This is a genomic window from Streptomyces sp. NPDC002793, assembly GCF_040295485.1.
Taxonomy (GTDB): Bacteria; Actinomycetota; Actinomycetes; order Streptomycetales; family Streptomycetaceae; genus Streptomyces.
On sequence record NZ_JBEOVL010000014.1, the window covers coordinates 159,817 to 184,666 of the forward strand.

Sequence of the window (24,850 nt, forward strand, 5' to 3'; positions counted from 1 at the left end):
TCTTACTTCTCCTTCTTGGCGCCGTAGCGGCTGCGGGCCTGCTTGCGGTTCTTGACACCCTGGGTGTCGAGCGAACCGCGGATGATCTTGTAACGAACACCCGGCAGGTCCTTCACACGGCCACCACGCACGAGCACGATGGAGTGCTCCTGCAGGTTGTGCCCCTCACCCGGGATGTAGGCCGTGACCTCGATGCCGGAGGTCAGACGCACACGCGCGACCTTACGGAGCGCCGAGTTCGGCTTCTTCGGGGTGGTCGTGAACACACGCGTGCAGACGCCACGACGCTGGGGCGAACCCTCGAGCGCGGGCGTCTTGTTCTTCTCGACCTTGTCCTGCCGGCCCTTCCGGACCAGCTGCTGGATCGTAGGCACTACTTCTCCGGTTTCTGTGTGCCGTTCGGTGAAACTAACCTGGAACAGTCACCGACCCACGCGGTCGGGTGTGTCGAATACTGCGCGCCCCTGCTGGAAGGCAGAAAGAACACAGATTGCGGTGGCCACTTACGGACTCGCCATGCGGTTGATGGACACGCACCCGAGCCCAGGCACACCCCAGGCACAAGGCTTGAGCGTACCTACCTCACGGAGCTGGGTCAAAACAAATGCGGACCTGCCCGGGGGCCCGGCCCCCGTCGCGCGGCGCAACCGGACACAGCGGCCATCCCCGGCAACGGCCATTCGGCCGGCACAGCCGCCCCGACCAGCGTAAACGACCCGATCGTGGAGCCCCACCGCGGCAGATGGCCGAGAGACACCGACCGGCGACGGTCACCCCGGGTGACCGAGCTCACGCGAGCACGCTCCGGGCACGCAGAAGGGCGGCCACCCCGTCGTAACGGGATGACCGCCCTCCTCACTCACTGCTACTGGTTGTACGGACCGTAGTCGTAGTCCTCCAGCGGAACGGCCTGGCCGGAGCCCGTGCCGAACGGCGAGTAGTCGATGTCGTCGTAGCCGACGGCCGAGTACATCGCGGCCTTGGCTTCCTCGGTCGGCTCGACCCGGATGTTGCGGTAGCGGGACAGACCCGTACCGGCCGGGATGAGCTTACCGATGATGACGTTCTCCTTGAGGCCGATCAGGGAGTCCGACTTGGCGTTGATCGCCGCGTCGGTCAGGACCCTGGTCGTCTCCTGGAAGGACGCCGCCGACAGCCACGACTCGGTGGCGAGCGAGGCCTTGGTGATACCCATCAGCTGCGGACGGCCGGAGGCGGGGTGTCCGCCCTCGGTGACCACACGACGGTTCTCGACCTCGAACTTCGAACGCTCGACGAGCTCGCCCGGCAGCAGCTCCGCGTCGCCGGACTCGATGATCGTCACCCGGCGGAGCATCTGCCGGATGATGATCTCGATGTGCTTGTCGTGGATCGACACGCCCTGCGAGTTGTAGACCTTCTGGACTTCGCCGACCAGGTGGACCTGGACCGCGCGCTGACCGAGGATCCGCAGCACGTCGTGCGGGTTGGTGGCACCGACGGTGAGCTTCTGGCCCACCGCGACCGGGTCGCCCTCGCCGACCAGGAGACGGGCACGCTTGGAGATCGGGAACGCCGTCTCCTCGCTGCCGTCGTCCGGGGTGACGACGAGCTTCTTGGTCTTCTCGGTCTCCTCGATACGGACGCGGCCGGCCGCCTCCGAGATCGGGGCGACACCCTTGGGCGTACGCGCCTCGAAGAGCTCGACGACACGCGGCAGACCCTGGGTGATGTCGTCACCGGCCACACCACCGGTGTGGAAGGTACGCATCGTCAGCTGGGTACCGGGCTCACCGATGGACTGGGCGGCGATGATGCCGACCGCCTCACCGATGTCGACCAGCTTGCCGGTGGCGAGCGAGCGTCCGTAGCAGAAGGCACAGGTGCCGACCGCGGACTCACAGGTCAGGACCGAGCGGGTCTTGACCTCCTCGACGCCGGCGCCCACCAGGGCGTCGATCAGGACGTCACCGAGGTCGACGTTGGCAGGCGCGATGACCTTGCCGTCGACGACGACGTCCTCGGCGAGCATGCGGGCGTAGACCGAGGTCTCGACGTCCTCCGTCTTGCGGAGCACGCCGTCGGCACCCTTGACGGCGATCTTCAGCTTGAGGCCGCGGTCGGTGCCACAGTCCTCCTCGCGGATGATCACGTCCTGCGAGACGTCCACCAGACGACGGGTCAGGTAACCCGAGTCGGCGGTACGCAGGGCGGTGTCCGCCAGACCCTTACGGGCACCGTGCGTGGAGATGAAGTACTCCAGAACGGTGAGGCCCTCACGGAACGACGCCTTGATGGGACGCGGGATCGTCTCGTTCTTGGCGTTCGACACCAGACCACGCATACCCGCGATCTGACGCATCTGCATCATGTTTCCTCGGGCACCCGAGTCGACCATCATGAAGATGGGGTTCGTCTTCGGGAAGTTCGCGTTCATCGCCTCGGCAACCTCGTTGGTCGCCTTGGTCCAGATCGCGATGAGCTCCTGCGTGCGCTCGTCCTTGGTGATCAGACCGCGCTCGTACTGCTTCTGGACCTTCTCGTCCTGCTCCTCGTAGCCCTTGACGATGGCCTTCTTGGCCTCGGGCACGACGACGTCGGAGATGGCCACGGTCACACCGGAACGGGTCGCCCAGTGGAAACCGGCCGCCTTCAGGTTGTCGAGCGTCGCCGCCACGATGACCTTGGGGTAGCGCTCGGCCAGGTCGTTGACGATCTCGGAGAGCTGCTTCTTGCCCACCGAGTAGTCGACGAACGGGTAGTCCTCGGGCAGCAGCTCGTTGAAGAGCGCGCGGCCCAGGCTCGTACGCAGCCGGAAGGTGTCACCCGGCTGGTACTCGGGCTCGCCCTCCTCGGCGACCGGCGGCACCCAGCCACGCGGCGGGATGGTGCCCACCGGGAAGCGGATGTCGACCTTCGCCTGCAGCGACAGCTCGCGGGCGTCGAAGGCCATGGTGGCCTCGGCCGTGGAGCCGAACGCGCGGTCCGTGCCCTTGACGTTGCGGCCCTCTTCGTCCGTGGTGAGGAAGAAGAGACCCAGCACCATGTCCTGGGTCGGCATGGTGACGGGACGACCGTCGGCCGGCTTCAGGATGTTGTTCGAGGACAGCATCAGGATGCGGGCCTCGGCCTGCGCCTCCGCGGAGAGCGGCAGGTGCACGGCCATCTGGTCACCGTCGAAGTCCGCGTTGAACGCGGTGCAGACGAGCGGGTGGATCTGGATGGCCTTGCCCTCGACGAGCTGCGGCTCGAAGGCCTGGATGCCGAGGCGGTGCAGGGTGGGCGCACGGTTCAGCAGCACCGGGTGTTCGGCGATGACCTCTTCGAGGACGTCGTACACGACGGTGCGGCCACGCTCGACCATGCGCTTGGCCGACTTGATGTTCTGCGCGTGGTTCAGGTCCACCAGGCGCTTCATCACGAACGGCTTGAAGAGCTCCAGCGCCATCGCCTTCGGCAGACCGCACTGGTGCAGCTTGAGCTGCGGACCGACGACGATCACGGAACGCGCGGAGTAGTCCACACGCTTGCCGAGGAGGTTCTGACGGAAACGACCCTGCTTGCCCTTCAGCATGTCGCTGAGGGACTTGAGCGGGCGGTTACCGGGACCGGTGACCGGGCGACCGCGGCGGCCGTTGTCGAACAGCGCGTCGACGGCCTCCTGCAGCATCCGCTTCTCGTTGTTCACGATGATCTCGGGGGCACCGAGGTCAAGGAGACGCTTGAGGCGGTTGTTGCGGTTGATCACACGGCGGTACAGGTCGTTCAGGTCGGAGGTCGCGAAGCGGCCACCGTCCAGCTGCACCATCGGACGCAGGTCCGGCGGGATGACCGGCACGCAGTCGAGCACCATGCCCTTGGGCTTGTTGCTGGTCTGCAGGAACGCGGAGACGACCTTGAGGCGCTTGAGCGCACGGGTCTTCTTCTGGCCCTTGCCGGAACGGATGATCTCGCGGAGGCGCTCGGCCTCCTCGTCGAGGTCGAAGGACTCCAGGCGCTTCTGCAGGGCGGCAGCACCCATGCAGCCGTCGAAGTACGTGCCGAAGCGGTCACGCAGCTCGCGGTAGAGCAGCTCGTCGCCCTCGAGGTCCTGGACCTTGAGGTTCTTGAAGCGGCTCCACACCTCGTCGAGACGGTCGATCTCGCGCTGCGCACGGTCGCGCAGCTGCTTCATCTCGCGCTCGGCACCTTCGCGCACCTTGCGGCGCACGTCGGCCTTGGCACCCTCGGCCTCGAGCTCGGCCAGGTCGGTCTCGAGCTTCTTGGCGCGGTTCTCGAGGTCCGAGTCGCGACGGTTCTCGACCTGCTGACGCTCGACGGAGACGTGTGCCTCCAGCGACGGGAGGTCACGCGTACGGCGCTCCTCGTCGACGAACGTGATCATGTACGCGGCGAAGTAGATGACCTTCTCGAGGTCCTTCGGCGCGAGGTCCAGCAGGTAGCCCAGGCGCGACGGGACACCCTTGAAGTACCAGATGTGGGTGACGGGAGCGGCAAGCTCGATGTGACCCATGCGCTCACGGCGGACCTTGGCGCGAGTGACCTCGACGCCGCAGCGCTCACAGATGATGCCCTTGAAGCGGACACGCTTGTACTTGCCGCAGTAGCACTCCCAGTCCCGGGTCGGACCGAAGATCTTCTCGCAGAAGAGTCCGTCCTTCTCGGGCTTGAGCGTGCGGTAGTTGATGGTCTCCGGCTTCTTCACTTCGCCGTGGGACCAGGTCCGGATGTCGTCCGCGGTGGCAAGGCCGATCCGCAGCTCGTCGAAGAAGTTGACGTCGAGCACTTGTCGTCAATCCCTCTTTCGGGGGTTCGAGCCCCCTCGCTTCACGCGAGAAATCGGGGCACTTCAGCAATGGTCTGAACGGGTCCGGGGAGAGCCGGCCGGATCACGAGGATCCGGCCGGACAACCCGTCAGACCTCTTCGACGCTGCTCGGCTCGCGCCGGGACAGGTCGATACCGAGCTCCTCCGCCGCGCGGAAGACGTCCTCGTCCGTGTCGCGCATCTCGATGGACATGCCGTCCGAGGACAGCACCTCCACGTTGAGGCAGAGCGACTGCATCTCCTTGATGAGCACCTTGAAGGACTCGGGAATGCCGGGCTCGGGGATGTTCTCGCCCTTGACGATCGCCTCGTAGACCTTCACGCGGCCGGTGACGTCGTCGGACTTGATCGTCAGGAGTTCCTGGAGGGCGTATGCGGCGCCGTAAGCCTCAAGGGCCCACACCTCCATCTCGCCGAATCGCTGACCACCGAACTGAGCCTTACCACCCAGCGGCTGCTGCGTGATCATGGAGTACGGGCCGGTCGAACGCGCGTGGAGCTTGTCGTCGACCAGGTGGTGCAGCTTGAGGATGTACATGTAGCCGATCGAGACCGGCTCGGGGAACGGCTCGCCGGAGCGGCCGTCGTACAGGTTGGCCTTGCCCGAGGGCTGGACCAGCCGGTCACCGTCACGGTTCGGGATCGTGGCCTGGAAGAGGCCGGTGATCTCGTCCTCGCGCGCACCGTCGAAGACGGGCGTGGCGACGTTGGTGCCGGGGGCGACCTGGTCGGCGCCGATGGCCTGCAGGCGCTGGGCCCACTCGTCACCGAGGCCCGAGACGTCCCAGCCGCGGCTGGCGAGCCAGCCGAGGTGGATCTCCAGGACCTGTCCCGGGTTCATTCGGGACGGGACACCCAGCGGGTTGAGGATGATGTCGACCGGGGTGCCGTCCTCCAGGAACGGCATGTCCTCGATCGGCAGGATCTTGGAGATGACGCCCTTGTTGCCGTGACGGCCGGCGAGCTTGTCACCATCGGTGATCTTGCGCTTCTGCGCGACGTAGACGCGGACCAGCTGGTTCACGCCCGGCGGCAGCTCGTCGCCCTCTTCGCGGTCGAAGACGCGGACGCCGATGACCTTGCCGATCTCGCCGTGCGGGACCTTCAGCGAGGTGTCGCGCACCTCGCGCGCCTTCTCACCGAAGATCGCACGGAGCAGACGCTCCTCCGGGGTCAGCTCGGTCTCACCCTTGGGCGTGACCTTGCCGACGAGGATGTCGCCGGCGACGACCTCGGCACCGATACGGATGATGCCGCGCTCGTCGAGGTCGGCGAGGACCTCTTCGGAGACGTTCGGGATGTCCCGGGTGATCTCCTCCGGGCCGAGCTTGGTGTCACGGGCGTCGACCTCGTGCTCCTCGATGTGGATCGAGGAGAGGACGTCGTCCTGCACGAGGCGCTGCGACAGGATGATCGCGTCCTCGTAGTTGTGACCCTCCCACGGCATGAACGCCACGAGCAGGTTCTTGCCGAGCGCCATCTCACCGTTCTCGGTGGCCGGCCCGTCGGCGAGGACCTGGCTCTCGATGACCCGGTCGCCCTCGGAGACGACGACCTTCTGGTTCACCGAGGTGCCCTGGTTGGAGCGCGAGAACTTGGAGATGCGGTACGTGGTGTACGTGCCGTCGTCGTTCGTCACGGTGATGTAGTCCGCGGAGACCTCCTGGACCACACCCGACTTCTCCGCCTTGAGCACGTCACCGGCGTCGGTGGCACAGCGGTACTCCATGCCCGTGCCGACCAGCGGCGCCTCGCTCTTGATGAGCGGGACGGCCTGACGCATCATGTTCGCGCCCATGAGGGCACGGTTGGCGTCGTCGTGCTCGAGGAACGGGATCATCGCGGTGGCGACCGACACCATCTGGCGCGGCGAGACGTCCATGTAGTCGACGTCGTCGCCGGGGATGTAGTCGATCTCTCCGCCACGACGGCGGACCAGGACGCGGGCCTCGGTGAAGCGCATGTCCTCGGAGAGCGTCGCGTTCGCCTGGGCGATCACGAAGCGGTCCTCTTCGTCGGCCGTCAGGTAGTCGACGTCGTCGGTGACGACGCCCTCGACGACCTTGCGGTACGGCGTCTCGATGAAGCCGAACGGGTTGATGCGCCCGTAGGAGGCCAGCGAGCCGATCAGACCGATGTTCGGGCCTTCAGGCGTCTCGATCGGGCACATGCGGCCGTAGTGCGACGGGTGAACGTCACGGACCTCGAAGCCGGCGCGCTCACGGGACAGACCACCCGGGCCGAGGGCGTTGAGACGACGCTTGTGCGTCAGGCCCGACAGCGGGTTGTTCTGGTCCATGAACTGGGACAGCTGGCTGGTGCCGAAGAACTCCTTGATGGAGGCGACGACTGGCCGGATGTTGATCAGGGTCTGCGGCGTGATCGCCTCGACGTCCTGGGTGGTCATGCGCTCACGCACGACGCGCTCCATACGGGCGAGACCCGTACGGACCTGGTTCTGGATCAGCTCACCGACGTTACGGATACGACGGTTGCCGAAGTGGTCGATGTCGTCGGTCTCGACCATGATCGAACGACCGGACTCACCCACCGTCTCGGTCTCACCGGCGTGCAGCTTCACCAGGTACTTGATGGTGGCGATGATGTCGTCGCTGGTGAGGACACCGGCGTCGAGCGGCTCGTCGGCGCCGAGCTTCTTGTTCACCTTGTAGCGGCCGACCTTCGCGAGGTCGTAGCGCTTCGGGTTGAAGTAGAGGTTCTCGAGCAGCGTCTGAGCGGCCTCGCGCGTCGGCGGCTCGCCCGGACGCAGCTTGCGGTAGATGTCGAGCAGCGCGTCGTCCTGGCCCTGGGTGTGGTCCTTCTCCAGGGTGGCGCGCATCGACTCGTACTCGCCGAACTCCTCGAGGATCTGCTCGGTGGTCCAGCCGAGAGCCTTCAGGAGGACGGTGACGGACTGCTTGCGCTTGCGGTCGATGCGGACACCGACCATGTCGCGCTTGTCGATCTCCATCTCCAGCCAGGCACCCCGGGACGGGATGATCTTGGCGGAGAAGATGTCCTTGTCGGACGTCTTGTCGATGGAGGAGTCGAAGTAGACACCCGGCGAGCGCACGAGCTGCGACACGACGACACGCTCGGTGCCGTTGATGACGAAGGTGCCCTTGTTGGTCATGAGCGGGAAGTCGCCCATGAAGACCGTCTGGGACTTGATCTCGCCGGTCTCGTTGTTGGTGAACTCGGCCGTGACGAAGAGCGGTGCGGCGAACGTGAAGTCGCGCTCCTTGCACTCGTCGATCGAGTTCTTGGGAGGTTCGAAGCGGTGGTCGCGGAAGGTGAGCGACATCGACCCGGAGAAGTCCTCGATCGGCGAAATCTCCTCGAAGATCTCTTCCAGGCCGGACTTGGTGGGGACGTCTTGTCCGCTGTCCAGAGCAGCCTCGACGCGAGCCTTCCAGGCGGCGTTGCCCAGGAGCCAGTCAAAGCTCTCGGTCTGCAGCGCGAGGAGGTTCGGAACCTCGAGGGGCTCCTTGATCTTTGCAAAAGAGATGCGCAGCGGGGCGGTGCTGGCACCGTTGTTCGTATTCGAGGTCGAGGCGTTGCGCGAGGCGGCCAAGAGGGGGTCCTTCCGAGGGCTCGGACTCACTACGCGCGTACCGGCCCCAAGCCGCACACAGAGACAGAAAACCCAAGGTCAGGGAATATCCGGCCATCGGTGCTAGGCGTGGGCATGCCCCTGGTGACGGGCAGGAGGCAGCTAACAGGCAGCGCAAAGGGTCAGTGTAGCCAAACGCCACACTGATGTCCAGTCGCGGTTCTCAGAGACCCACGTTGTTCTCAACAGCTGTTCTCAACACCTATGAATAGCCCTCGCGCGGTGTGCGCTCTTCTTTACTGCCCTCTTCGCTCTCGATCCATGCCTCGGATGCGGATCGAGATGACGACGCGTCCTGAGAATTGCGCGCCGCGTGCGGTTCGTCAAGGGCCCGAGGCTCTGACGGACGTCCGTCGATCTTCACCTGCGCCCGGAGGACGCCTGTTGACGGCCCTCCGTACGCCCAGGAGGAAGGCACGGCGAAGATCACCCTACTCGTCGGGGCGGGAAGATCAAGGCAGCGTCCTGGGGCACGCCAAAGGGCGACCACCCGGATGGGTGATCGCCCTTTGCGATGTGACATCCCCGCCTCACGGCAGGGGCTGCCTCACGGAGTCAGATGACCCGCAGGGTCACTTGACCTCGACGGAGGCGCCGGCGCCCTTGAGGGACTCGGCAGCCTTCTCGGCGGCCTCCTTGGCGACCTTCTCGAGGACGGGCTTCGGGGCGCCGTCGACGAGGTCCTTGGCCTCCTTGAGACCCAGCGAGGTCAGCTCACGCACGACCTTGATGACCTGGATCTTCTTCTCGCCGGCACCCGTGAGGATGACGTCGAACTCGTCCTGCTCGGCCTCGGCCTCGGCGGCGGGGCCACCGGCGGCGGGACCGGCGACGGCAACCGCGGCAGCGGCGGTGACGTCGAACTTCGCCTCGAACGCCTTAACGAACTCGGAGAGCTCGATGAGGGTGAGCTCCTCGAACTGGGCGAGCAGGTCTTCCTGGCTGAGCTTCGCCATGATGGCGTCCTTCCACTAATTCGGCAGGTGCCGGATGTATATGTCGGCGGGCGTACGGGCCCGCTGCGAGCCGGTGAAGCGGAGTGTTACTCCGCCACCTCGGCGTCGGCGGGAGCCGGGGTACCGGCACCGCCCTCCTCGGCCTTCTTGGCGCGAAGCGCTTCCGCGGTGCGGACGAACTTCGACGGCAGAGCCTGGAAGAGCTGCGCAGCCTGAGTCTGCTTGCCCTTCATGGCGCCGGCCAGCTTGGCGAGCAGCACCTCGCGGGACTCGAGGTCCGCGAGCTTCTTGAACTCATCGGCGGACAGCGCCTTACCGTCAAGGACACCGCCCTTGATGATGAGGTTGGGGTTGTCCTTGGCGAAGTCACGAAGACCCTTCGCCGACTCCACCGGGTCACCGGTGACGAAGGCAACCGCCGTCGGACCCGAGAACAGGTCGTCCAGCGTGTCGATCCCGGCCTCGTTGGCCGCAATCTTGGTCAGCGTGTTCTTCACCACGGCGTACTGGGCGTTCTCACCGAGCGAACGGCGCAGCTCCTTGAGCTGTGCCACGGTGAGACCCCGGTACTCGGTCAGCACGGCGGCGTTCGAGCTGCGGAACTGGTCCGTCAGCTCGGCTACCGCGGCAGCCTTGTCGGGCCTTGCCATGAGCGTCGGCCTCCTTCCGGGTGATGAGGACCGCTCAGAAGGGCCGAACAAAACAAAACGCCCCGGCGCAGGCGCCAGGGCGTAGCTCGACCGAACGAATCCGGGAGCTTTCCACAGTCACCTGCGCAGGTCGTCCGTTCTCGACGGATCCTTCGGTCACCGTTTCCTCTGACGAGTCCACGGCGACGACCAGCGGTCTTTGGCTTCTTGGTGAGACTACGCGACCGGAGTCGTCCGGAGCAAATCCGTCCCGGTTCGACCGGTGCGAGAGGTTTGAGGCCGCCTCGGAGCGCTCGGAGCCCCGCGTACGAGGACGGGCCCCGCGGCCTCCGAAGAGGCCGCGGGGCCCGTCCCTGCTGTGACGCGGCTACCGGGTGAGCGCGAGGGCTCAGACGGCGGCCGGGTCCTCCTCGACGAGGAGGTTGCGCACGCGGTTGGAGTCCAGCGGGATGCCGGGGCCCATCGTCGTGCTCATGGTCGCCTTCTTGATGAAGCGACCCTTCGCGGCGGACGGCTTCAGACGGAGGATCTCCTCCAGGGCCGCGCCGTAGTTCTCGACCAGCTTCGTGTCATCGAAAGAGGTCTTTCCGATGATGAAGTGCAGGTTCGAGTGCTTGTCGACGCGGAACTCGATCTTTCCGCCCTTGATGTCGTTGACGGCCTTGACGACATCGGGGGTGACGGTGCCGGTCTTCGGGTTCGGCATCAGACCACGCGGACCGAGCACGCGGCCCAGGCGGCCGACCTTGCCCATGAGGTCCGGCGTGGCGACGACGGCGTCGAAGTCCAGACGGCCCTTCGCCACCTCGTCGATGAGCTCGTCGGCGCCGACGATGTCGGCGCCCGCGGCTTCCGCGGCCGCAGCACGGTCACCGGTCGCGAAGACCAGGACCCGGGCGGTCTTGCCGGTGCCGTGCGGGAGGTTCACGGTGCCACGGACCATCTGGTCGGCCTTGCGCGGGTCAACACCCAGGGCAAACGCGACCTCGACGGTGCTGTCGAACTTCGTGGAGGCGGTGTCCTTGGCGATACGGACGGCCTCGAGCGGGGCGTACTGACGCTCCCGGTCGATCTTCGCGTCCGCAGCGCGGAGGTTCTTGCTGCGCTTCACATCTACTCCTGTGGTTTTCAGAGTGTGGAGTCGTGGTGCGGACCAGCGCTTGGTCCTACCACTGTGGGGCTACGGGGCTGACTCAGCCTTCGACCGTGATGCCCATGGAACGGGCGGTGCCAGCGATGATCTTCGACGCGGCGTCGAGGTCGTTGGCGTTCAGGTCGGGGAGCTTGGTCGTGGCGATCTCGCGGACCTGGTCGGCCGTGAGCTTGGCGACCTTCGTCTTGTGCGGCTCGCCGGAGCCCTTGTCCACACCCGCGGCCTTGAGGATCAGCTTGGCGGCCGGCGGAGTCTTCGTGATGAAGGTGAAGGAGCGGTCGTCGTAGACCGTGATCTCCACCGGCACGACCATGCCACGCTGCGACTCGGTCGCGGCGTTGTAGGCCTTGCAGAACTCCATGATGTTGACGCCGTGCTGGCCCAGTGCGGGACCGACCGGCGGCGCCGGGTTGGCCGCACCGGCGTTGATCTGGAGCTTGATAAGCCCCGTGACCTTCTTCTTCTTGGGAGGCATTGCTCTCTCCGGGTCCTAGTGAGAGTGTTTCGCCGCCATTCCGGTCATCCGGATGGAGGCATACCGCACAACGATAACGGGTATAGCTGCGCGACCAAAAACCGAGCAGGTCAGACCGGCTGCGAAGCCCGTCTGACCTGCTCGGTAGGCATGTGTCCAGGAACTGGCGGGAAACCCGTCAGTTCTTCTGGATCTGGTCGAAGCTGAGCTCGACCGGGGTCTCGCGACCGAAGATCTCGACGAGGCCCTTGACCTTCTTCGAGTCGGCGTTGATCTCGTTGATCGTCGCCTGCAGGGTCGCGAAGGGGCCGTCGGTGACGGTGACCGAGTCGCCCACCTCGAAGTCCAGGACCTGGACCTCGACCTTGCGGGCCGGGGCCGGCTTGCCCTCGGCCTCGGCCGCCTCGCGGGCGGCCTTCTCCTCGGCCTCGGGGGCGAGCATCTTGACGATCTCGTCCAGGGTCAGCGGGTACGGGTCGTAGGCGTTGCCCACGAAGCCGGTGACGCCCGGCGTGTTGCGGACGACACCCCAGGACTCGTTCGTCAGGTCCATGCGCACCAGGACGTATCCCGGGAGCTTGTTCTGACGGACGTTCTTCCGCTCACCGTTCTTGATCTGGACGATCTCTTCCTCGGGCACCTCGGCCTGGTAGATGAAGTCCTCGACGTTGAGCGAGACGGCGCGCTGCTCCAGGTTGGCCTTCACGCGCTTCTCGTAACCGGCGTACGTGTGGATGACGTACCACTCGCCGGGAAGTCCGCGAAGCTCTTCGCGCAGGGCCGCGACGGCGTCGACGGGGGCGGCCGGCTCGGCCTCCTCGGCGGACTCGTCGTCGGCCTCATCGGCGTCGGAGTCGACTCCGGCCTCGTCGTCCTCGGTCTCGTCGTCGGAGTCTTCGTCCTCGTCGGACTCGACACGCACGGCATCCTGCTCGGCGGGCTCGCCCGCGGCGGCGTCAGCAGCGTCGACCTGGTCCGGGGCCACGGCGTCCGACGCCTCGACGATGTCGAGCTCGTCCTCGGCGGACTCGACGGCGCTCGCCGTGGGCTCGGCGTCGTCGTTCAGGTTCGGGTCAGACACGATGGCTGCTTCTTCCTGGATACAAATGGGTGGAACATGCGAAAGGGGCGCCGATGAGGCGCCCTCCGCGGGATCAGCCGAAGACGTACTTGATGACCCGCGCGAATCCGAAGTCAATCACGGTGACGAGACCGATCATCACGACCACGAACACGATCACCACGGCCGTGTACGTCGACAGCTGGCTGCGCGTGGGCCATACGACCTTGCGGAGCTCGGCGACGATCTGGCGGTAGAACAGCGCGAGACGGCCCAGAGGGCCCTTCTTGCCGCGCTTGCCGCCCTTCCGGGCCTTCTTCTTCGACTCGGGGGCTTCGTCCTCGGCATCAGGCATGTCGATGGAGCCCACGGCGTCCGTCACGCTACTCACCTGATTCCGGGTCGTGGCCGTGCCGCGCCCGGTGGAGCCGCACGGCGGTGCATTGAAGTACGTACATGCGCACACATCCTGGCGAAGGAGTGTGTAGCAGGGCCGGAGGGACTTGAACCCCCAACCGCTGGTTTTGGAGACCAGTGCTCTACCAATTGAGCTACGACCCTTTGTGGTTTTCACCAACCTACCGCATCTTCCCCGGTGAGCTGGATGGGAAAACGGTGCGGCTGATGAAGGCCAACGACAGGTGAGTGTACGTGCTCAGCGGCGCCGCGTCGAACAGACAACTACCGACCGGTCCTGTCCGGATGCCGTGCGAGTCCTGTCCGGTCCCTGAAACCCCTGTGCCGAGGCCTTTTCCGGTCTGCGAGCATGGGGGGCATGAGCGCTGCAACTTCCCCCACCGAGCGCCGGGTTTCGGCCCGCGTCGGTGCGATCTCCGAGTCCGCCACCCTCGCCGTCGACGCCAAGGCCAAGGCCCTCAAGGCCGCGGGGCGTCCGGTGATCGGCTTCGGCGCCGGCGAACCCGACTTCCCGACCCCCGGTTACATCGTGGACGCCGCCATCGAGGCGTGCCGCAACCCGAAGTACCACCGCTACACCCCGGCGGGCGGGCTCCCCGAGCTCAAGGCCGCCATCGTGGCGAAGACGCTGCGCGACTCCGGCTACGAGGTCGACGCCTCCCAGGTCCTGGTGACCAACGGCGGCAAGCAGGCCATCTACGAGGCCTTCGCCGCGGTCCTCGACCCGGGCGACGAGGTCATCGTGCCCGCCCCGTACTGGACGACCTACCCCGAGTCGATCCGCCTCGCCGGCGGTGTCCCGGTCGAGGTCGTCGCCGACGAGACCACCGGCTACCGGGTCTCGGTCGAGCAGCTCGAAGCGGCCAGGACCGAGCGCACGAAGGTCGTCCTCTTCGTGTCCCCGTCCAACCCGACGGGTGCGGTCTACAGCGAGGCCGAGACCGAGGCCATCGGCCGCTGGGCCGTCGAGCACGGCCTGTGGGTGATGACCGACGAGATCTACGAGCACCTGGTCTACGGTGACGCGGCCGCCGCCTCGCTCCCCGCGGTCGTGCCCGAGCTGCGTGACAAGTGCATCGTGGTCAACGGCGTCGCCAAGACCTACGCCATGACGGGCTGGCGGGTGGGCTGGATCATCGGCCCGAAGGACATCGTGAAGGCCGCGACCAACCTGCAGTCGCACGCCACCTCCAACGTCAGCAACGTCGCGCAGGCGGCCGCGCTGGCAGCGGTCTCCGGGTCGCTGGACGCGGTCTCCGAGATGCGGACGGCCTTCGACCGCCGCCGCAGGACGATCGTGCGCATGCTCAACGAGATCGAGGGCGTGCTCTGCCCCGAGCCCGAGGGCGCGTTCTACGCCTACCCGTCGGTGAAGGGACTGCTCGGCAAGGAGATCCGAGGCAAGCGCCCCGCGGACTCCGCCGAGCTCGCGGCCCTCATCCTGGACGAGGCCGAGGTGGCCGTGGTGCCGGGCGAGGCCTTCGGTACGCCGGGTTACCTGCGGCTGTCCTACGCGCTGGGCGACGACGACCTGGTCGAGGGCGTCTCGCGGCTCCAGAAGCTGCTGGGCGAGGCCCGCGACTGACCGGACACGCATTCCGCTAGGTGGCTCCCGGCTCCGGCCGGGAGCCACTTTTTTTGTTCGAGCGGTAATCCGGGAGGGGAACCGGGTGACGCGACACCCCCGGGATGCGGCAAGATCCATGGATGGAGCGTGACGTACGGCTGTTGCCCAAGGCCCACCTGCACCTGCACTTCACCGGGTCCATGCGGCCCACGACCCTGCTCGAACTGGCGGACAAGTACGGGGTACACCTGCCCGATGCACTGACCGGCGGTGAGCCACCCAAGCTACGGGCCACCGACGAACGCGGCTGGTTCCGTTTCCAGCGTCTCTACGACATCGCCCGGTCCTGCCTCCGCTCGCCGGAGGACATCCAGCGGCTCGTGCGGGAGACCGCGATGGAGGACGTCGCGGACGGCTCCGGGTGGCTGGAGATCCAGGTTGACCCGACCTCGTACGCCCCCCTGCTCGGCGGGCTCATCCCGGCGATCGAGATCATCCTGGACGCCGTGGACCGTGCGGCCCGCGAGACCGGGCTGGGGATCCGGGTGGTGATCGCGGCGAACCGGATGAAGCATCCGCTGGACGCCCGCACACTGGCCCGGCTCGCCGTGCGGTACGCGGACCGGGGTGTCGTCGGCTTCGGACTCTCCAACGACGAACGCCGCGGAATGGCCCGTGACTTCGACCGTGCCTTCGCCATCGCCCGCGAGGGCGGTCTGCTCGCGGCCCCGCACGGCGGCGAGCTGGCCGGCCCCTCCAGCGTCCGGGACTGCCTGGACGACCTCGACGCGTCCCGGATCGGGCACGGCGTACGGGCGGCCGAGGACCCGAGGCTGCTGCGCAAGCTCGCGGAGCGCGGGGTGACCTGCGAGGTCTGCCCGGCCTCCAACGTGGCCCTCGGCGTCTACGAGAAGCCCGCCGACGTCCCCCTGCGCACCCTGTTCGACGCGGGGGTACCGATGGCGCTCGGTGCGGACGACCCGCTGCTGTTCGGGTCACGGCTGGCCGCACAGTACGACCTCGTGCGCCGCCACCACGGCTTCACCGACGAGGAACTGGCCGAGCTGGCCCGGCAGTCCGTGCGGGGATCGGTGGCGCCCGCCGAGGTGCGGGCGAAGCTGCTGAGCGGGATCGACGCGTGGCTCGCCGGCTGAAGCGGGCCGGCAGGGCGCCCGCTACAGGCTGACGCCGACCGTCACCGGTTCGTTGACGAGCGTGACCCCGAAGGCCTCGTGGACCCCCGCGACGACCTCGCGGGCCAGGGCCAGCAGGTCCTCGGTGGTCGCGTCGCCCCGGTTGGTGAGGGCGAGCGTGTGCTTGCCGGAGATGCGCGCGGGCCCCGTGCCGTACCCCTTGGTGAAGCCCGCCTTGTCGATGAGCCAGGCGGCCGAGGTCTTGACCCTGCCGTCACCTGCGGGGAAGGAAGGGGGCCTGACGTCCGCGCCCAGGCGTTCCTCCGCGCGGGCCAGGAAGGCCGCGTGCCCGGCCGCGTCGAGGATCGGGTTGGTGAAGAAGGACCCGGCCGACCAGGTGTCGTGGTCCTCCGGGTCGAGCACCATGCCCTTGCCCGCCCGGAGCCGGAGGACGGTTTCCCGGGCGGAGGCGGCGGGAACGCGTTCACCCTGTTCGACGCCCATGGCCCTGGCCGTCTCGGGGTAGCGGAGGGGGGCCGACTGCCCGCCCGCGTCCTCCAGGGCGAACCGGACGCGCAGGACGACGAAGCGGTCGGGTTCGGCCTTGAAGCGGCTGTGACGGTAGGAGAACGCGCAGGCCTCGTTCGGGAGGGTGACGGTCTCCCGGGTATCCCGGTCGTAGGCGACGACCTCGGTGATGACCGAGGACACCTCCTGCCCGTACGCCCCGACGTTCTGGATCGGCGTCGCTCCGGCGGACCCGGGGATCCCCGCGAGGCACTCGATCCCTGCCAGTCCCGCCTCGACCGTACGAGCCACGGCGTCGGTCCAGACCTCGCCGGCGGCCAGTTCGAGCGTCGTACCGGAGAGCTCGAAACCCTTGGTCGCGATGCGCAGGGCCGTTCCGCCGAAGCCCTTGTCGCCGATGACCAGGTTGGAGCCGCCACCGATGACCAGGAGCGGGGTGCCGCTGTCGTCGGCTTCGCGTACGGCGGCGATCACCTCCGCGTCGGTCGTGGCCGTCAGGAGGCGGTCGGCCGGACCGCCGAGCCGGAAGGTGGTCAGGGGGGCGAGGGGAGCGTCGTGGAGTTCCTGCACGGGGACAAGAGTACGGTCCGTCCGTGGCCCCGCCGCCCTGGGCGGGGCGGCCACGGACGGCGCGCGGGGTGAGGTGGATCAGGCGAGGCGGACTACGGCGCGGGACATGCCCAGCACCTTCTTGCCGTCGCTCGTCGCCGTCAGGTCGACCCGCACCAGGTTGTCGTCCAGCTTGGCGGCCACCTTGCCGCTGACCTCGATCAGCGCGCCGGTGTCATCGTTCGGCACGACGACCGGCTTGGTGAACCGCACGCCGTACTCGACGACCGCTCCCGGGTCGCCGGCCCAGTCGGTGACCACCCGGACCGCCTCGGCCATGGTGAACATGCCGTGCGCGATCACATCCGGCAGGCCGACCTCGCGTGCGAACTTCTCGTTCCAGTGGATCGGGTTGAAGTCGCCGGAGGCGCCCGCGTACTGCACCAGCGTCGCCCGCGTCACCGGGAACGACTGCGCCGGCAGCTCCGTCCCGACCTCGACGGCCTCGTAAGCAATGCCCGACGTCATCACGCCTCCTCGGCGGCCCGCGCCACCAGCTTGGTCCACGCGGTCACCACGTGCTCACCGGACTCGTCGCGCACCTCACCGCGGATGTCCACGATGTCGTTGCCCGCCATCGACTTGACCGCCTCGATGGTCGAGGTGACCGTCAGCCGGTCCCCCGCCCGCACGGGACGCACGTACGCGAACTTCTGGTCGCCGTGCACCACACGGCTGTAGTCCAGGCCCAGCTGCGGGTCCTGCACCACCTGCCCGGCGGCCTTGAAAGTGATCGAGAACACGAACGTGGGCGGGGCGATCACGTCCGAGTGCCCCAGAGCCTTGGCGGCCTCCGGATCCACGTATGCGGGGTTGGTGTCACCCACCGCCTCCGCGAACTCCCGGATCTTCTCCCGGCCGACCTCGTACGCCGGGGTGGGCGGATAGGTCCGCCCCACGAAGGACTGGTCGAGCGCCATGAGCCCGGTACCTCCTGGTGAAATATCGAAAAGGGCGAGGAACGACCCATACAACGACACGAGGCCGCCCCCAGTGGGGACGGCCTCGTGTACGAGCCTGATTCAGCGCGTTTCGCGGTGCGCAGTGTGCGAGTTGCAGCGCGGGCAATGCTTCTTCATCTCAAGACGGTCCGGGTTGTTACGCCGGTTCTTCTTGGTGATGTAGTTCCGCTCCTTGCACTCCACGCAGGCCAGCGTGATCTTCGGGCGGACGTCGGTGGCAGCCACGTGAGTGCTCCTTGGACGGACGATGGACGGATGAACGCAAAAAAGAGTAGCCGATCGAAGGACCGACCCCACAATCGGCTACCGTTAGTAGCGGTGACCGGACTTGAACCGGTGACACAGCGATTATGAGCCGCTTGCTCTACCGACTGAGCTACACCGCTTTGATGCCGAGTTTCCCCGCCGAAGCGGGGTTACCCGATCACCAGAGCCCCAATGCGGAATCGAACCGCAGACCTTCTCCTTACCATGGAGACGCTCTACCGACTGAGCTATTGGGGCGAGCGAGGAAGACATTACACGGTCTGTCGCCGATCGCCCAAATCCGTTTCCCGCACCCCGTCCGACCCCCTCCCCGCACCCCCACCCGTCCCCGCCACCGCCCCCCTGATCAGGCCCTTGATCAGGCCTTTGATCAACTCGCACGCCCTCACGGCGGCCCGCCTCACCGGCCCCGGCCGCCCCCCTCTCCACGCCCGTCCCACAGGGCCACATTCGTACGACTAATCTGCCCTCCGCGGAGCGGGCCGGACCCCCGCCTAAGCTCGGCGCACTCGGCGTGATCCTGCATGTCATCCAGGAGCGGCACGATGCCCGAAAGCCCCAGCGCCGCGCCCACGCTGCTCCTCAGCGGGGCACGGCTCGCGGACGGGCGCGCCGTCGACGTGCGGATCGGCGGCCAGGACATCGAGGCGGTCGGGACGGCGGGCAGCCTCACCACCCGGGGGACGCGTCTGGATCTGCGCGGCTACCTCCTGTTGCCCGCCCCCGCCGAACCCCACGCCCATGCCGACACGGCTCTCACCGCCACCGTGGGAGGCCCCCGGTCCCATCGGCCCGGGGACGTACGGCGCCGCGCCACGGAGGCCGCGCTGCTCCAGCTCGGCCACGGGGCGACAGCGCTGCGCGCCCACGTGAGCGTCGGCGGCGCACACGGCCTCGGCGCCCTGGAAGGCGTCCTCGCGGCCCGCCGCTCCCTGCGCGGCCTCACCGACCTGACCGCCGTCGCCGTACCCCGGCTGCTCACCGGCGCCGCCGGGGCCGACGGCCTCGCCGTGCTCCGGGACGCCCTGGAGATGGGCGCGGGCGTGATCGGCGGCTCCCCGGGCCTCGACCCCGATCCGGCCGGCTGGACCGAAGCCGCCCTGGACCTGGCCGCCACCCACGACAGACCCGTCGACCTGCACACGGACGGTGACGACCCCGCCCAGCTCGCACGGCTGGCCACCATGGCCGACGGGCTCCGCCCAGGCCTCTGTCTCAGCCCCTGCGCGGGCCTCTCGCGGCTCCCCGGCGACCAGGTGACCCGCACCGCTGACCGGCTCGCCGCAGCCGCTGTCACCGTGGTCTGCCTTCCCCAGGGCGGCTGCTCCGGCGCGCGGCTCCGCGGGACACCTCCCGTACGACTGCTGCGAGCCGCCGGGGTGCGGGTCGCGGCCGGCAGCGGCGCCCTGCGCGACAGCTCCAACCCCGTCGGCCGCGGCGACCCCCTGGAGGCGGCGTACCTGCTGGCCTCTCAGCAGGGCCTCAGCCCGGAACACGCCTACGACACCGTCGCAGGGGCCGCCAGAGCCGCGCTGGGCCTGCCCCGGGTACGCGTCGAGGCCGGCTTCCCGGCCGAGCTGCTCGCCGTGCGCGGGGACGGACTGGCCGGGGCCCTCTCCCTCGCGTACAGCAGGATCGTGGTGCACCGAGGGCGCGTGGTGGCGCGGACCAGTGCCGTACGCGAGTACCGCGACTCCGGGGCGGCAGCGGCCGCCCTCGGCCTGCCTCAGCAGGGACGCGCCGATTCCGGGTCCGGCGGCGGGCCTTGAGCGCGAGGGCGGCCCACGGCGTACGGTCGGAGGCATGCGCATTGTCATTGCAGGTGGACATGGTCAGATCGCGCTGCGGCTCGAGCGGCTGCTCGCCGCGCGCGGTGACGAAGCGGTGGGCGTCATCCGCAACCCGCAGCAGGGTGAGGACCTGAGGGCGGCAGGGGCCGAGGCCGTCGTGCTCGACCTCGAATCGGCGTCAGTCGAGGAGGCGGCGGCGGTTCTGCGAGGGGCTGACGCGGCGGTCTTCGCAGCGGGCGCCGGGCCGAACAGCGGTTCGGCGCGCAAGGACACGGTGGACCGCGGGGCGGCCGTGCTCTTCGCGGACGCGGCGGAACAGGCGGGCGTGCGGCGCTACGTCGTGGTCTCCTCGATGGGCGCCGACCCCGACCACCGGGGCGACGAGGTCTTCGACGTGTACCAGAGGGCCAAGGGCGAGGCTGACGCGAACGTACGCGCGAGGAGCGGCCTGGACTGGACGATCCTGCGCCCCGGGATGCTGACGAACGACGCCGGTACCGGTCAGGTCCTGCTCGCCGCCTCGACGGGCCGCGGCCCGGTGCCCCGCGACGACGTGGCGGCAGTGCTGCTGGAGCTGCTGGACACCCCGGCCACGGCGGGCCTGACCCTGGAGCTGATCAGCGGCTCCAAGCCGGTGACGGTCGCGGTGAAGGACATCGCGGGGAACTGAGGCCCGCCTTCCGTCCTCCGCCGCGGACGCGAGGCGTTCAGGCATGCGAGGGCCTCCGGGGGATAGCGTCAGCCGCATGGACGGTGTCCCTGATCGCCGGGGCTGGATCCCCTGCTACCTCGGCGGGGCGATCTTCGCCGTGTGCATGGCGGGAACCACCCTGCCCACCCCGCTCTACAGCCTCTACCAGGACGAGCTCGGGTTCTCCGAGCTGACGGTCACCGTGGTGTACGCCGTGTACGCCTTCGGCGTCATCGGGGTGCTCCTGCTCGCGGGCAACGCCTCCGACGCGGTGGGCCGGCGCCCCGTGCTGCTGTGGGGGCTGGGCTGCGCGGCGGCGAGCGCCGCCTGCTTCCTGTGCGCCACGGCACTGGGCTGGCTGTACGCGGGGCGGCTGCTCTCAGGCCTCTCGGCGGGGCTGTTCACCGGGGCGGCCACCGCGTACGTCATGGAGCTCGCGCCCGGTAGGCACTCCCCCCGGGCCTCGTTCGTGGCGACGGCGGCCAACATGGGCGGCCTGGGCTGCGGTCCACTGCTCGCCGGGGTCCTCGCGCAGTACGCGCCCTGGCCACTGCATCTGCCGTTCGTCGTACACCTGGTGCTGCTGGCCGCCTCTGCGGTTCTGCTGCTCGGCCTGAGGGACACCGTGACCGAGCGGCGACCGCTGAACACCGTCCGCCCGCGGCGGCCCGGTCTGCCACCCGAGGTCCGGGCGGTGTTCCGGCCGGCGGCACTCGCCTCCTTCGTGGGGTTCGCGCTGTTCGGGGTGTTCACCTCGGTCAGCCCTGCTTTCCTCTCCCAGTTCCTGGACGTGGAGAACCACGCCGTGAGCGGGCTGGTCGTCGCGTTGGCCTTCTTCGCCTCGATCGCCGGGCAGTCGGTGGTGGGCAGGATCGGCGAGCAGTGGTCGCTGCCGCTGGGCTGCGCATGCCTCCTCGGCGGACTGGCCCTGCTCGCCGGCGCCCTGTGGTGGCACCTGCTGCCCCTGGTCGTGCTGAGCGCGCTCCTCGGCGGCGGGGGCCAGGGGCTCGCCTTCCGGGCAGCCCTGTCCCAAGTGGCCGGGGCATCCCCCGAGGACCGGCGGGCGGCGGTGATCTCGACGCTGTTCGTGGTCGCGTACGCGGGCATCTCACTGCCGGTGATCGGAGTGGGCGTCCTCACGGATCACATCGGCCTCCAGGACGCGGGCCTGGTCTTCATCGCCTGCATGGCCGCCCTGGTGACGTACGCCGGCGTGCACCTGGCCCGGCGGCGTCCTGCCGGGGAGAGGTCCTGACCACGGCAGACAGGCCAAGAGGTCGTCGTACGGTCGAAGGGTCGTCGTACGGCCGAGAGGCCCTGTCTCGGCCCTCCCTCACCCGGTCGGCTCGACGGCGGGGCAACTGGCGTGGCGCGGGGGGACCTTCAGCGAGATCAGATAGGCATCGACCGACTCCTGCACGCACGGGCTGCTGTTGTACGTGCCGTGGCCCCAGCCCTCGTAGGTGCACGAACACCGCAAGCTGGTCCCGGAGACCAGGGCCGGGGAGCCACCATGGGATTCGGGGCCGTCAGGCGCGCTCCGCAGCGACACTTGCACACACGCAGAAACCCCGCCCGACCTGGTGTTAAGCAGGTCGGACGGGGTTTCCCGTCCTGTGGCGGCGCCAGGGTTCGAACCTGGGTAGGCTGAGCCGGCAGATTTACAGTCTGCTCCCTTTGGCCACTCGGGCACACCGCCTGGAACGACGCGTCGGATCCCTGTGGGGGCTCCTTGGCGACGACGTAAACGATACCTGATGCTCAGGGGTGCTCCGCCACCTGTTTGATCAGCACCGGGCACGCGCGGGTGTGGCTAGGCTTTGGCCCGTACCCCAACGCATACGACGCAAGGAGCCACACGTCATGGCCGACTCCAGTTTCGACATCGTCTCGAAGGTCGAGCGGCAGGAGGTCGACAACGCCCTCAACCAGGCCGCCAAGGAGATCTCCCAGCGCTACGACTTCAAGGGGACGGGCGCGTCGATCTCCTGGTCCGGCGAGAAGATCCTGATGGAGGCGAACGGCGAGGAGCGGGTCAAGGCGATCCTCGACATCTTCCAGTCCAAGCTGATCAAGCGGGGGATCTCCCTGAAGTCGCTGGACGCGGGCGAGCCGCAGCTTTCCGGCAAGGAGTACAAGATCTTCGCCACGATCGAGGAGGGCATCTCCCAGGAGAACGCCAAGAAGGTGGCGAAGATCATCCGCGATGAGGGCCCTAAGGGCGTCAAGGCGCTGGTCCAGGGCGACGAGCTGCGGGTCAGCTCCAAGAGCCGGGACGACCTGCAGACCGTGCAGGCGCTGATCAAGGGCAAGGACCTCGACTTCGCGGTGCAGTTCGCGAACTACCGGTAGGCGGTTCGCTGCCGGGTGCAGCGGGTCGCGGGCGGGGCGTGCCGGTCGGCATGGCCCGCCCCGTTGCCGTTTCCGGGGCCTGCCCGCAAGGGGCCCGCTCGCAAGGGGGCTATGCGGAAGGGGCGTGTGCGGGCGGGGTCAGCGGCGTTCGCGGGAGTTACCGAAGAGCAGCCTGTAGGCGATCAGCAGGACGAGGGATCCGGCGATGGCCGCGATCCAGGTGGCCGTGTCGTAGAAGTCCGTGCTGATCGGGCGGTCGAGGAAGCGGGACGACAGCCAGCCGCCGAGGAAGGCGCCCACGATGCCGATGAGGGTGGTGCCGATGATCCCGCCGGGGTCGCGGCCCGGCAGGAGAAACTTGGCTATGGCTCCGGCCAGCAGCCCGAGGATGATCCAACTGATGATGCTCATGTTCGCGTTCCTACCCGTCACTCGTTCCTGCAAGCCAGGACGTCTGCGGGGACGGGTGCGGTTGCCTGCCTGACACCCTCAGCGGGCCGCGAACGGCTGGTCCGTGCGGACGATCTCCTTGCCGAAGGGCATCAGCGAGACCGGTATGAGCTTGAAGTTCGCGAGGCCCAGCGGAATACCGATGATCGTGACGCACAGGGCGATGCCGGTGAAGACGTGGCCGAGCGCGAGCCACCAGCCGGCCAGGATCACCCAGAGGACGTTGCCTATGAGGGAGGCGCCTCCGGCATCGCGACGGTCGACGACGGTGTGGCCGAAGGGCCAGAGGGCGTACACGCCGATGCGGAAGGCGGCCAGGCCGAAGGGGATACCGATGATCGTGACGCAGAGCAGGAGACCTGCGGCCATGTAGCCCAGGAACAGCCAGAATCCGGACAGGACCAGCCATATGACGTTCAGGATTGTCTTCACGGTCGATACCCTGCCATCTGCTCGAGTCGGGCGATGCGTTCAGCCATGGGCGGGTGGGTGGAGAACATCTTGGACATGCCCTGGCCGGGCCGGAACGGGTTCGCGATCATCATGTGGCTCGCGGTCTCGATCCGTGGTTCGGGCGGGAGCGGAAGCTGTTTGGTCCCGGCGTCGAGCTTGCGCAGGGCGGACGCCAGGGCGAGCGGGTCGCCGGTGAGCTGAGCCCCGGACGCGTCTGCCTGGTACTCACGGGAGCGGCTCACGGCGAGCTGGATCACGGAGGCGGCGAGTGGGCCGAGGATCATGATCAGGAGCATCCCGAGGAGCCCGGGGCCGTCGTCGTCGTCGGACCGGCCCACGGGGATGAGCCACGCGAAGTTCACCAGGAACATGACGACCGAGGCGAGAGCGCCCGCGACGGACGAGATGAGGATGTCGCGGTTGTAGACATGACTCAGCTCGTGGCCGAGAACACCACGCAGCTCGTGCTCGTCGAGTATCTGGAGGATGCCTTCGGTGCAGCACACGGCGGCGTTGCGGGGGTTGCGGCCGGTGGCGAAGGCGTTGGGTGCCTGCGTCGGGGAGATGTACAGCCGGGGCATGGGCTGGCGTGCCGCCGTGGACAGCTCGCGCACGATGCGGTAGAGCTGTGGCGCCTCGAATTCGCTGACCGGGCGTGCCCTCATGGCGCGCAGGGCGAGCTTGTCGCTGTTCCAGTACGCGTAGGCGTTGGTGGCGAGCGCGACGAGAAGGGCCACGATCAGGCCGGTCCGTCCGAAGAAGCTGCCGATGACGATGATGAGGGCCGAGAGACCCCCGAGGAGTACAGCGGTTTTCAGCCCGTTGTGCCGGCGGTGCACGGTACGCCCTCCAAATGGTGCAGCAGGGGAACCCTTGCTCGTGGTGCTCCACTCCCCAGTGGAACTTCCCGTAATGGTC

General features: G+C 68.0%; 23 protein-coding genes and 4 tRNA genes. 6 read left to right on the forward strand and 21 right to left on the reverse strand.

From position 1 onward, the window contains the following. Positions 1-2 precede the first annotated feature (2 nt). The 10 genes from rpsL to ABT001_RS16660 form a co-directional block, all read right to left on the reverse strand. On the reverse strand, positions 3-374 hold the full coding sequence (gene rpsL, locus ABT001_RS16615) for a 30S ribosomal protein S12 (RefSeq protein WP_003948652.1): 372 nt from the start codon (positions 372-374) through the stop codon (positions 3-5). A gap of 491 nt (positions 375-865) precedes the next feature. After that, positions 866-4,765: a DNA-directed RNA polymerase subunit beta' gene (locus ABT001_RS16620; RefSeq protein WP_351277508.1), complete on the reverse strand. Its 3,900-nt coding sequence runs from the start codon at positions 4,763-4,765 to the stop codon at positions 866-868. 129 nt (positions 4,766-4,894) lie between these two features. Beyond that, complete coding sequence (gene rpoB, locus ABT001_RS16625) at positions 4,895-8,380, reverse strand: DNA-directed RNA polymerase subunit beta (protein WP_351277511.1); 3,486 nt, start codon at positions 8,378-8,380, stop codon at positions 4,895-4,897. Positions 8,381-8,991: 611 nt separating this feature from the next. Then, complete coding sequence (gene rplL / locus ABT001_RS16630; RefSeq protein ID WP_351277514.1) at positions 8,992-9,375, reverse strand: 50S ribosomal protein L7/L12; 384 nt, start codon at positions 9,373-9,375, stop codon at positions 8,992-8,994. 86 nt (positions 9,376-9,461) lie between these two features. After that, positions 9,462-10,025 carry a 50S ribosomal protein L10 gene (gene rplJ, locus ABT001_RS16635; protein WP_351277516.1) on the reverse strand — a complete coding sequence of 188 codons (564 nt, stop codon included), beginning with the start codon at positions 10,023-10,025 and terminating at the stop codon, positions 9,462-9,464. 388 nt (positions 10,026-10,413) lie between these two features. Then, complete coding sequence (gene rplA / locus ABT001_RS16640) at positions 10,414-11,136, reverse strand: 50S ribosomal protein L1 (RefSeq protein WP_053930267.1); 723 nt, start codon at positions 11,134-11,136, stop codon at positions 10,414-10,416. Between the two features lie 82 nt (positions 11,137-11,218). Further along, complete coding sequence (gene rplK / locus ABT001_RS16645) at positions 11,219-11,653, reverse strand: 50S ribosomal protein L11 (RefSeq protein ID WP_351277518.1); 435 nt, start codon at positions 11,651-11,653, stop codon at positions 11,219-11,221. A 178-nt stretch (positions 11,654-11,831) separates the two neighbouring features. Then, positions 11,832-12,734 carry a transcription termination/antitermination protein NusG gene (gene nusG / locus ABT001_RS16650; protein ID WP_351277520.1) on the reverse strand — a complete coding sequence of 301 codons (903 nt, stop codon included), beginning with the start codon at positions 12,732-12,734 and terminating at the stop codon, positions 11,832-11,834. A gap of 73 nt (positions 12,735-12,807) precedes the next feature. Then, a complete protein-coding gene (gene secE / locus ABT001_RS16655) occupies positions 12,808-13,095 on the reverse strand; it encodes a preprotein translocase subunit SecE (RefSeq protein ID WP_015578365.1) in 288 nt (95 codons plus the stop codon). Positions 13,096-13,201: 106 nt separating this feature from the next. After that, a tRNA-Trp gene (locus ABT001_RS16660) sits at positions 13,202-13,274 on the reverse strand. Between the two features lie 214 nt (positions 13,275-13,488). Here ABT001_RS16660 and ABT001_RS16665 point away from each other — a divergent pair. Together ABT001_RS16665 and ABT001_RS16670 are read left to right on the forward strand one after the other, a co-directional pair. Then, positions 13,489-14,715, forward strand: a complete 1,227-nt coding sequence (locus ABT001_RS16665; RefSeq protein WP_351277522.1) for a pyridoxal phosphate-dependent aminotransferase — start codon at positions 13,489-13,491, stop codon at positions 14,713-14,715. Between the two features lie 122 nt (positions 14,716-14,837). Continuing rightward, positions 14,838-15,851 (forward strand): adenosine deaminase, encoded by a 1,014-nt coding sequence (locus tag ABT001_RS16670; protein WP_351277525.1) that lies wholly within the window; start codon positions 14,838-14,840, stop codon positions 15,849-15,851. A 21-nt stretch (positions 15,852-15,872) separates the two neighbouring features. On the opposite strand, the gene ABT001_RS16675 is transcribed toward ABT001_RS16670, so the two are convergent. The 6 genes from ABT001_RS16675 to ABT001_RS16700 all read right to left on the reverse strand — a co-directional run bounded on the left by ABT001_RS16675 (position 15,873) and on the right by ABT001_RS16700 (position 18,433). Next, the gene (locus ABT001_RS16675) at positions 15,873-16,928 is read right to left on the reverse strand and encodes a UDP-N-acetylmuramate dehydrogenase (RefSeq protein ID WP_351277527.1); all 1,056 of its coding nucleotides are present in this window, start codon (positions 16,926-16,928) and stop codon (positions 15,873-15,875) included. Between the two features lie 78 nt (positions 16,929-17,006). After that, positions 17,007-17,435, reverse strand: a complete 429-nt coding sequence (locus ABT001_RS16680; RefSeq protein WP_351277530.1) for a MaoC family dehydratase — start codon at positions 17,433-17,435, stop codon at positions 17,007-17,009. Further along, on the reverse strand, positions 17,435-17,887 hold the full coding sequence (locus tag ABT001_RS16685) for an FAS1-like dehydratase domain-containing protein (RefSeq protein WP_351277533.1): 453 nt from the start codon (positions 17,885-17,887) through the stop codon (positions 17,435-17,437). The genes ABT001_RS16680 and ABT001_RS16685 overlap by 1 nt, the downstream gene beginning before the upstream one ends. Before the next feature lie 102 nt (positions 17,888-17,989). Further along, positions 17,990-18,154 carry a 50S ribosomal protein L33 gene (rpmG, locus tag ABT001_RS16690; protein WP_003956487.1) on the reverse strand — a complete coding sequence of 55 codons (165 nt, stop codon included), beginning with the start codon at positions 18,152-18,154 and terminating at the stop codon, positions 17,990-17,992. A gap of 88 nt (positions 18,155-18,242) precedes the next feature. After that, positions 18,243-18,315: transfer RNA gene (locus tag ABT001_RS16695), tRNA-Met, on the reverse strand. A 45-nt stretch (positions 18,316-18,360) separates the two neighbouring features. After that, positions 18,361-18,433, reverse strand: a tRNA-Thr gene (locus ABT001_RS16700). A 308-nt stretch (positions 18,434-18,741) separates the two neighbouring features. On the opposite strand from ABT001_RS16700, the gene ABT001_RS16705 reads away from it, so the two are divergent. The 3 genes from ABT001_RS16705 to ABT001_RS16715 all read left to right on the forward strand — a co-directional run bounded on the left by ABT001_RS16705 (position 18,742) and on the right by ABT001_RS16715 (position 21,932). After that, entirely contained in the window at positions 18,742-19,965 is a 1,224-nt protein-coding gene (locus ABT001_RS16705; RefSeq protein WP_351277535.1) for an amidohydrolase family protein, read from the forward strand. A 34-nt stretch (positions 19,966-19,999) separates the two neighbouring features. Beyond that, the gene (locus ABT001_RS16710; RefSeq protein WP_351277538.1) at positions 20,000-20,656 is read left to right on the forward strand and encodes an SDR family oxidoreductase; all 657 of its coding nucleotides are present in this window, start codon (positions 20,000-20,002) and stop codon (positions 20,654-20,656) included. Between the two features lie 76 nt (positions 20,657-20,732). After that, positions 20,733-21,932, forward strand: a complete 1,200-nt coding sequence (locus ABT001_RS16715) for an MFS transporter (RefSeq protein WP_351277540.1) — start codon at positions 20,733-20,735, stop codon at positions 21,930-21,932. A 78-nt stretch (positions 21,933-22,010) separates the two neighbouring features. On the opposite strand, the gene ABT001_RS16720 is transcribed toward ABT001_RS16715, so the two are convergent. Together ABT001_RS16720 and ABT001_RS16725 are read right to left on the reverse strand one after the other, a co-directional pair. Continuing rightward, positions 22,011-22,235 (reverse strand): alpha/beta hydrolase, encoded by a 225-nt coding sequence (locus ABT001_RS16720; RefSeq protein ID WP_351277543.1) that lies wholly within the window; start codon positions 22,233-22,235, stop codon positions 22,011-22,013. A 59-nt stretch (positions 22,236-22,294) separates the two neighbouring features. After that, positions 22,295-22,376 (reverse strand) — tRNA-Tyr (locus ABT001_RS16725). A gap of 164 nt (positions 22,377-22,540) precedes the next feature. Between ABT001_RS16725 and ABT001_RS16730 the strand changes: the two genes are divergently transcribed. Next, positions 22,541-23,029, forward strand: a complete 489-nt coding sequence (locus ABT001_RS16730; RefSeq protein WP_056796691.1) for a YajQ family cyclic di-GMP-binding protein — start codon at positions 22,541-22,543, stop codon at positions 23,027-23,029. Between the two features lie 138 nt (positions 23,030-23,167). Here ABT001_RS16730 and ABT001_RS16735 read toward each other — a convergent pair whose 3' ends face one another. The 3 genes from ABT001_RS16735 to htpX form a co-directional block, all read right to left on the reverse strand. Next, a complete protein-coding gene (locus tag ABT001_RS16735; RefSeq protein ID WP_351277546.1) occupies positions 23,168-23,440 on the reverse strand; it encodes a GlsB/YeaQ/YmgE family stress response membrane protein in 273 nt (90 codons plus the stop codon). A gap of 78 nt (positions 23,441-23,518) precedes the next feature. After that, entirely contained in the window at positions 23,519-23,911 is a 393-nt protein-coding gene (locus ABT001_RS16740) for a YccF domain-containing protein (protein WP_351277549.1), read from the reverse strand. Continuing rightward, complete coding sequence (htpX, locus tag ABT001_RS16745) at positions 23,908-24,771, reverse strand: zinc metalloprotease HtpX (protein ID WP_351277551.1); 864 nt, start codon at positions 24,769-24,771, stop codon at positions 23,908-23,910. Before htpX ends, ABT001_RS16740 begins: the two co-directional genes overlap by 4 nt. Positions 24,772-24,850 lie beyond the last annotated feature (79 nt).

Excerpts from the sequence above, each read along its gene's own strand:
- rplL (WP_351277514.1), bottom strand. The coding sequence starts at position 9,375 with ATGGCGAAGCTCAGCCAGGAAGACCTGCTCGCCCAGTTCGAGGAGCTC.
- ABT001_RS16670 (WP_351277525.1), top strand. The coding sequence starts at position 14,838 with ATGGAGCGTGACGTACGGCTGTTGCCCAAGGCCCACCTGCACCTGCAC.
- ABT001_RS16680 (WP_351277530.1), bottom strand. The coding sequence starts at position 17,435 with ATGACGTCGGGCATTGCTTACGAGGCCGTCGAGGTCGGGACGGAGCTG.
- ABT001_RS16730 (WP_056796691.1), top strand. The coding sequence starts at position 22,541 with ATGGCCGACTCCAGTTTCGACATCGTCTCGAAGGTCGAGCGGCAGGAG.
- rplJ (WP_351277516.1), bottom strand. The coding sequence starts at position 10,025 with ATGGCAAGGCCCGACAAGGCTGCCGCGGTAGCCGAGCTGACGGACCAG.
- ABT001_RS16735 (WP_351277546.1), bottom strand. The coding sequence starts at position 23,440 with ATGAGCATCATCAGTTGGATCATCCTCGGGCTGCTGGCCGGAGCCATA.
- rplK (WP_351277518.1), bottom strand. The coding sequence starts at position 11,653 with ATGCCTCCCAAGAAGAAGAAGGTCACGGGGCTTATCAAGCTCCAGATC.
- ABT001_RS16685 (WP_351277533.1), bottom strand. The coding sequence starts at position 17,887 with ATGGCGCTCGACCAGTCCTTCGTGGGGCGGACCTATCCGCCCACCCCG.
- ABT001_RS16665 (WP_351277522.1), top strand. The coding sequence starts at position 13,489 with ATGAGCGCTGCAACTTCCCCCACCGAGCGCCGGGTTTCGGCCCGCGTC.
- ABT001_RS16715 (WP_351277540.1), top strand. The coding sequence starts at position 20,733 with ATGGACGGTGTCCCTGATCGCCGGGGCTGGATCCCCTGCTACCTCGGC.
- ABT001_RS16705 (WP_351277535.1), top strand. The coding sequence starts at position 18,742 with ATGCCCGAAAGCCCCAGCGCCGCGCCCACGCTGCTCCTCAGCGGGGCA.
- ABT001_RS16710 (WP_351277538.1), top strand. The coding sequence starts at position 20,000 with ATGCGCATTGTCATTGCAGGTGGACATGGTCAGATCGCGCTGCGGCTC.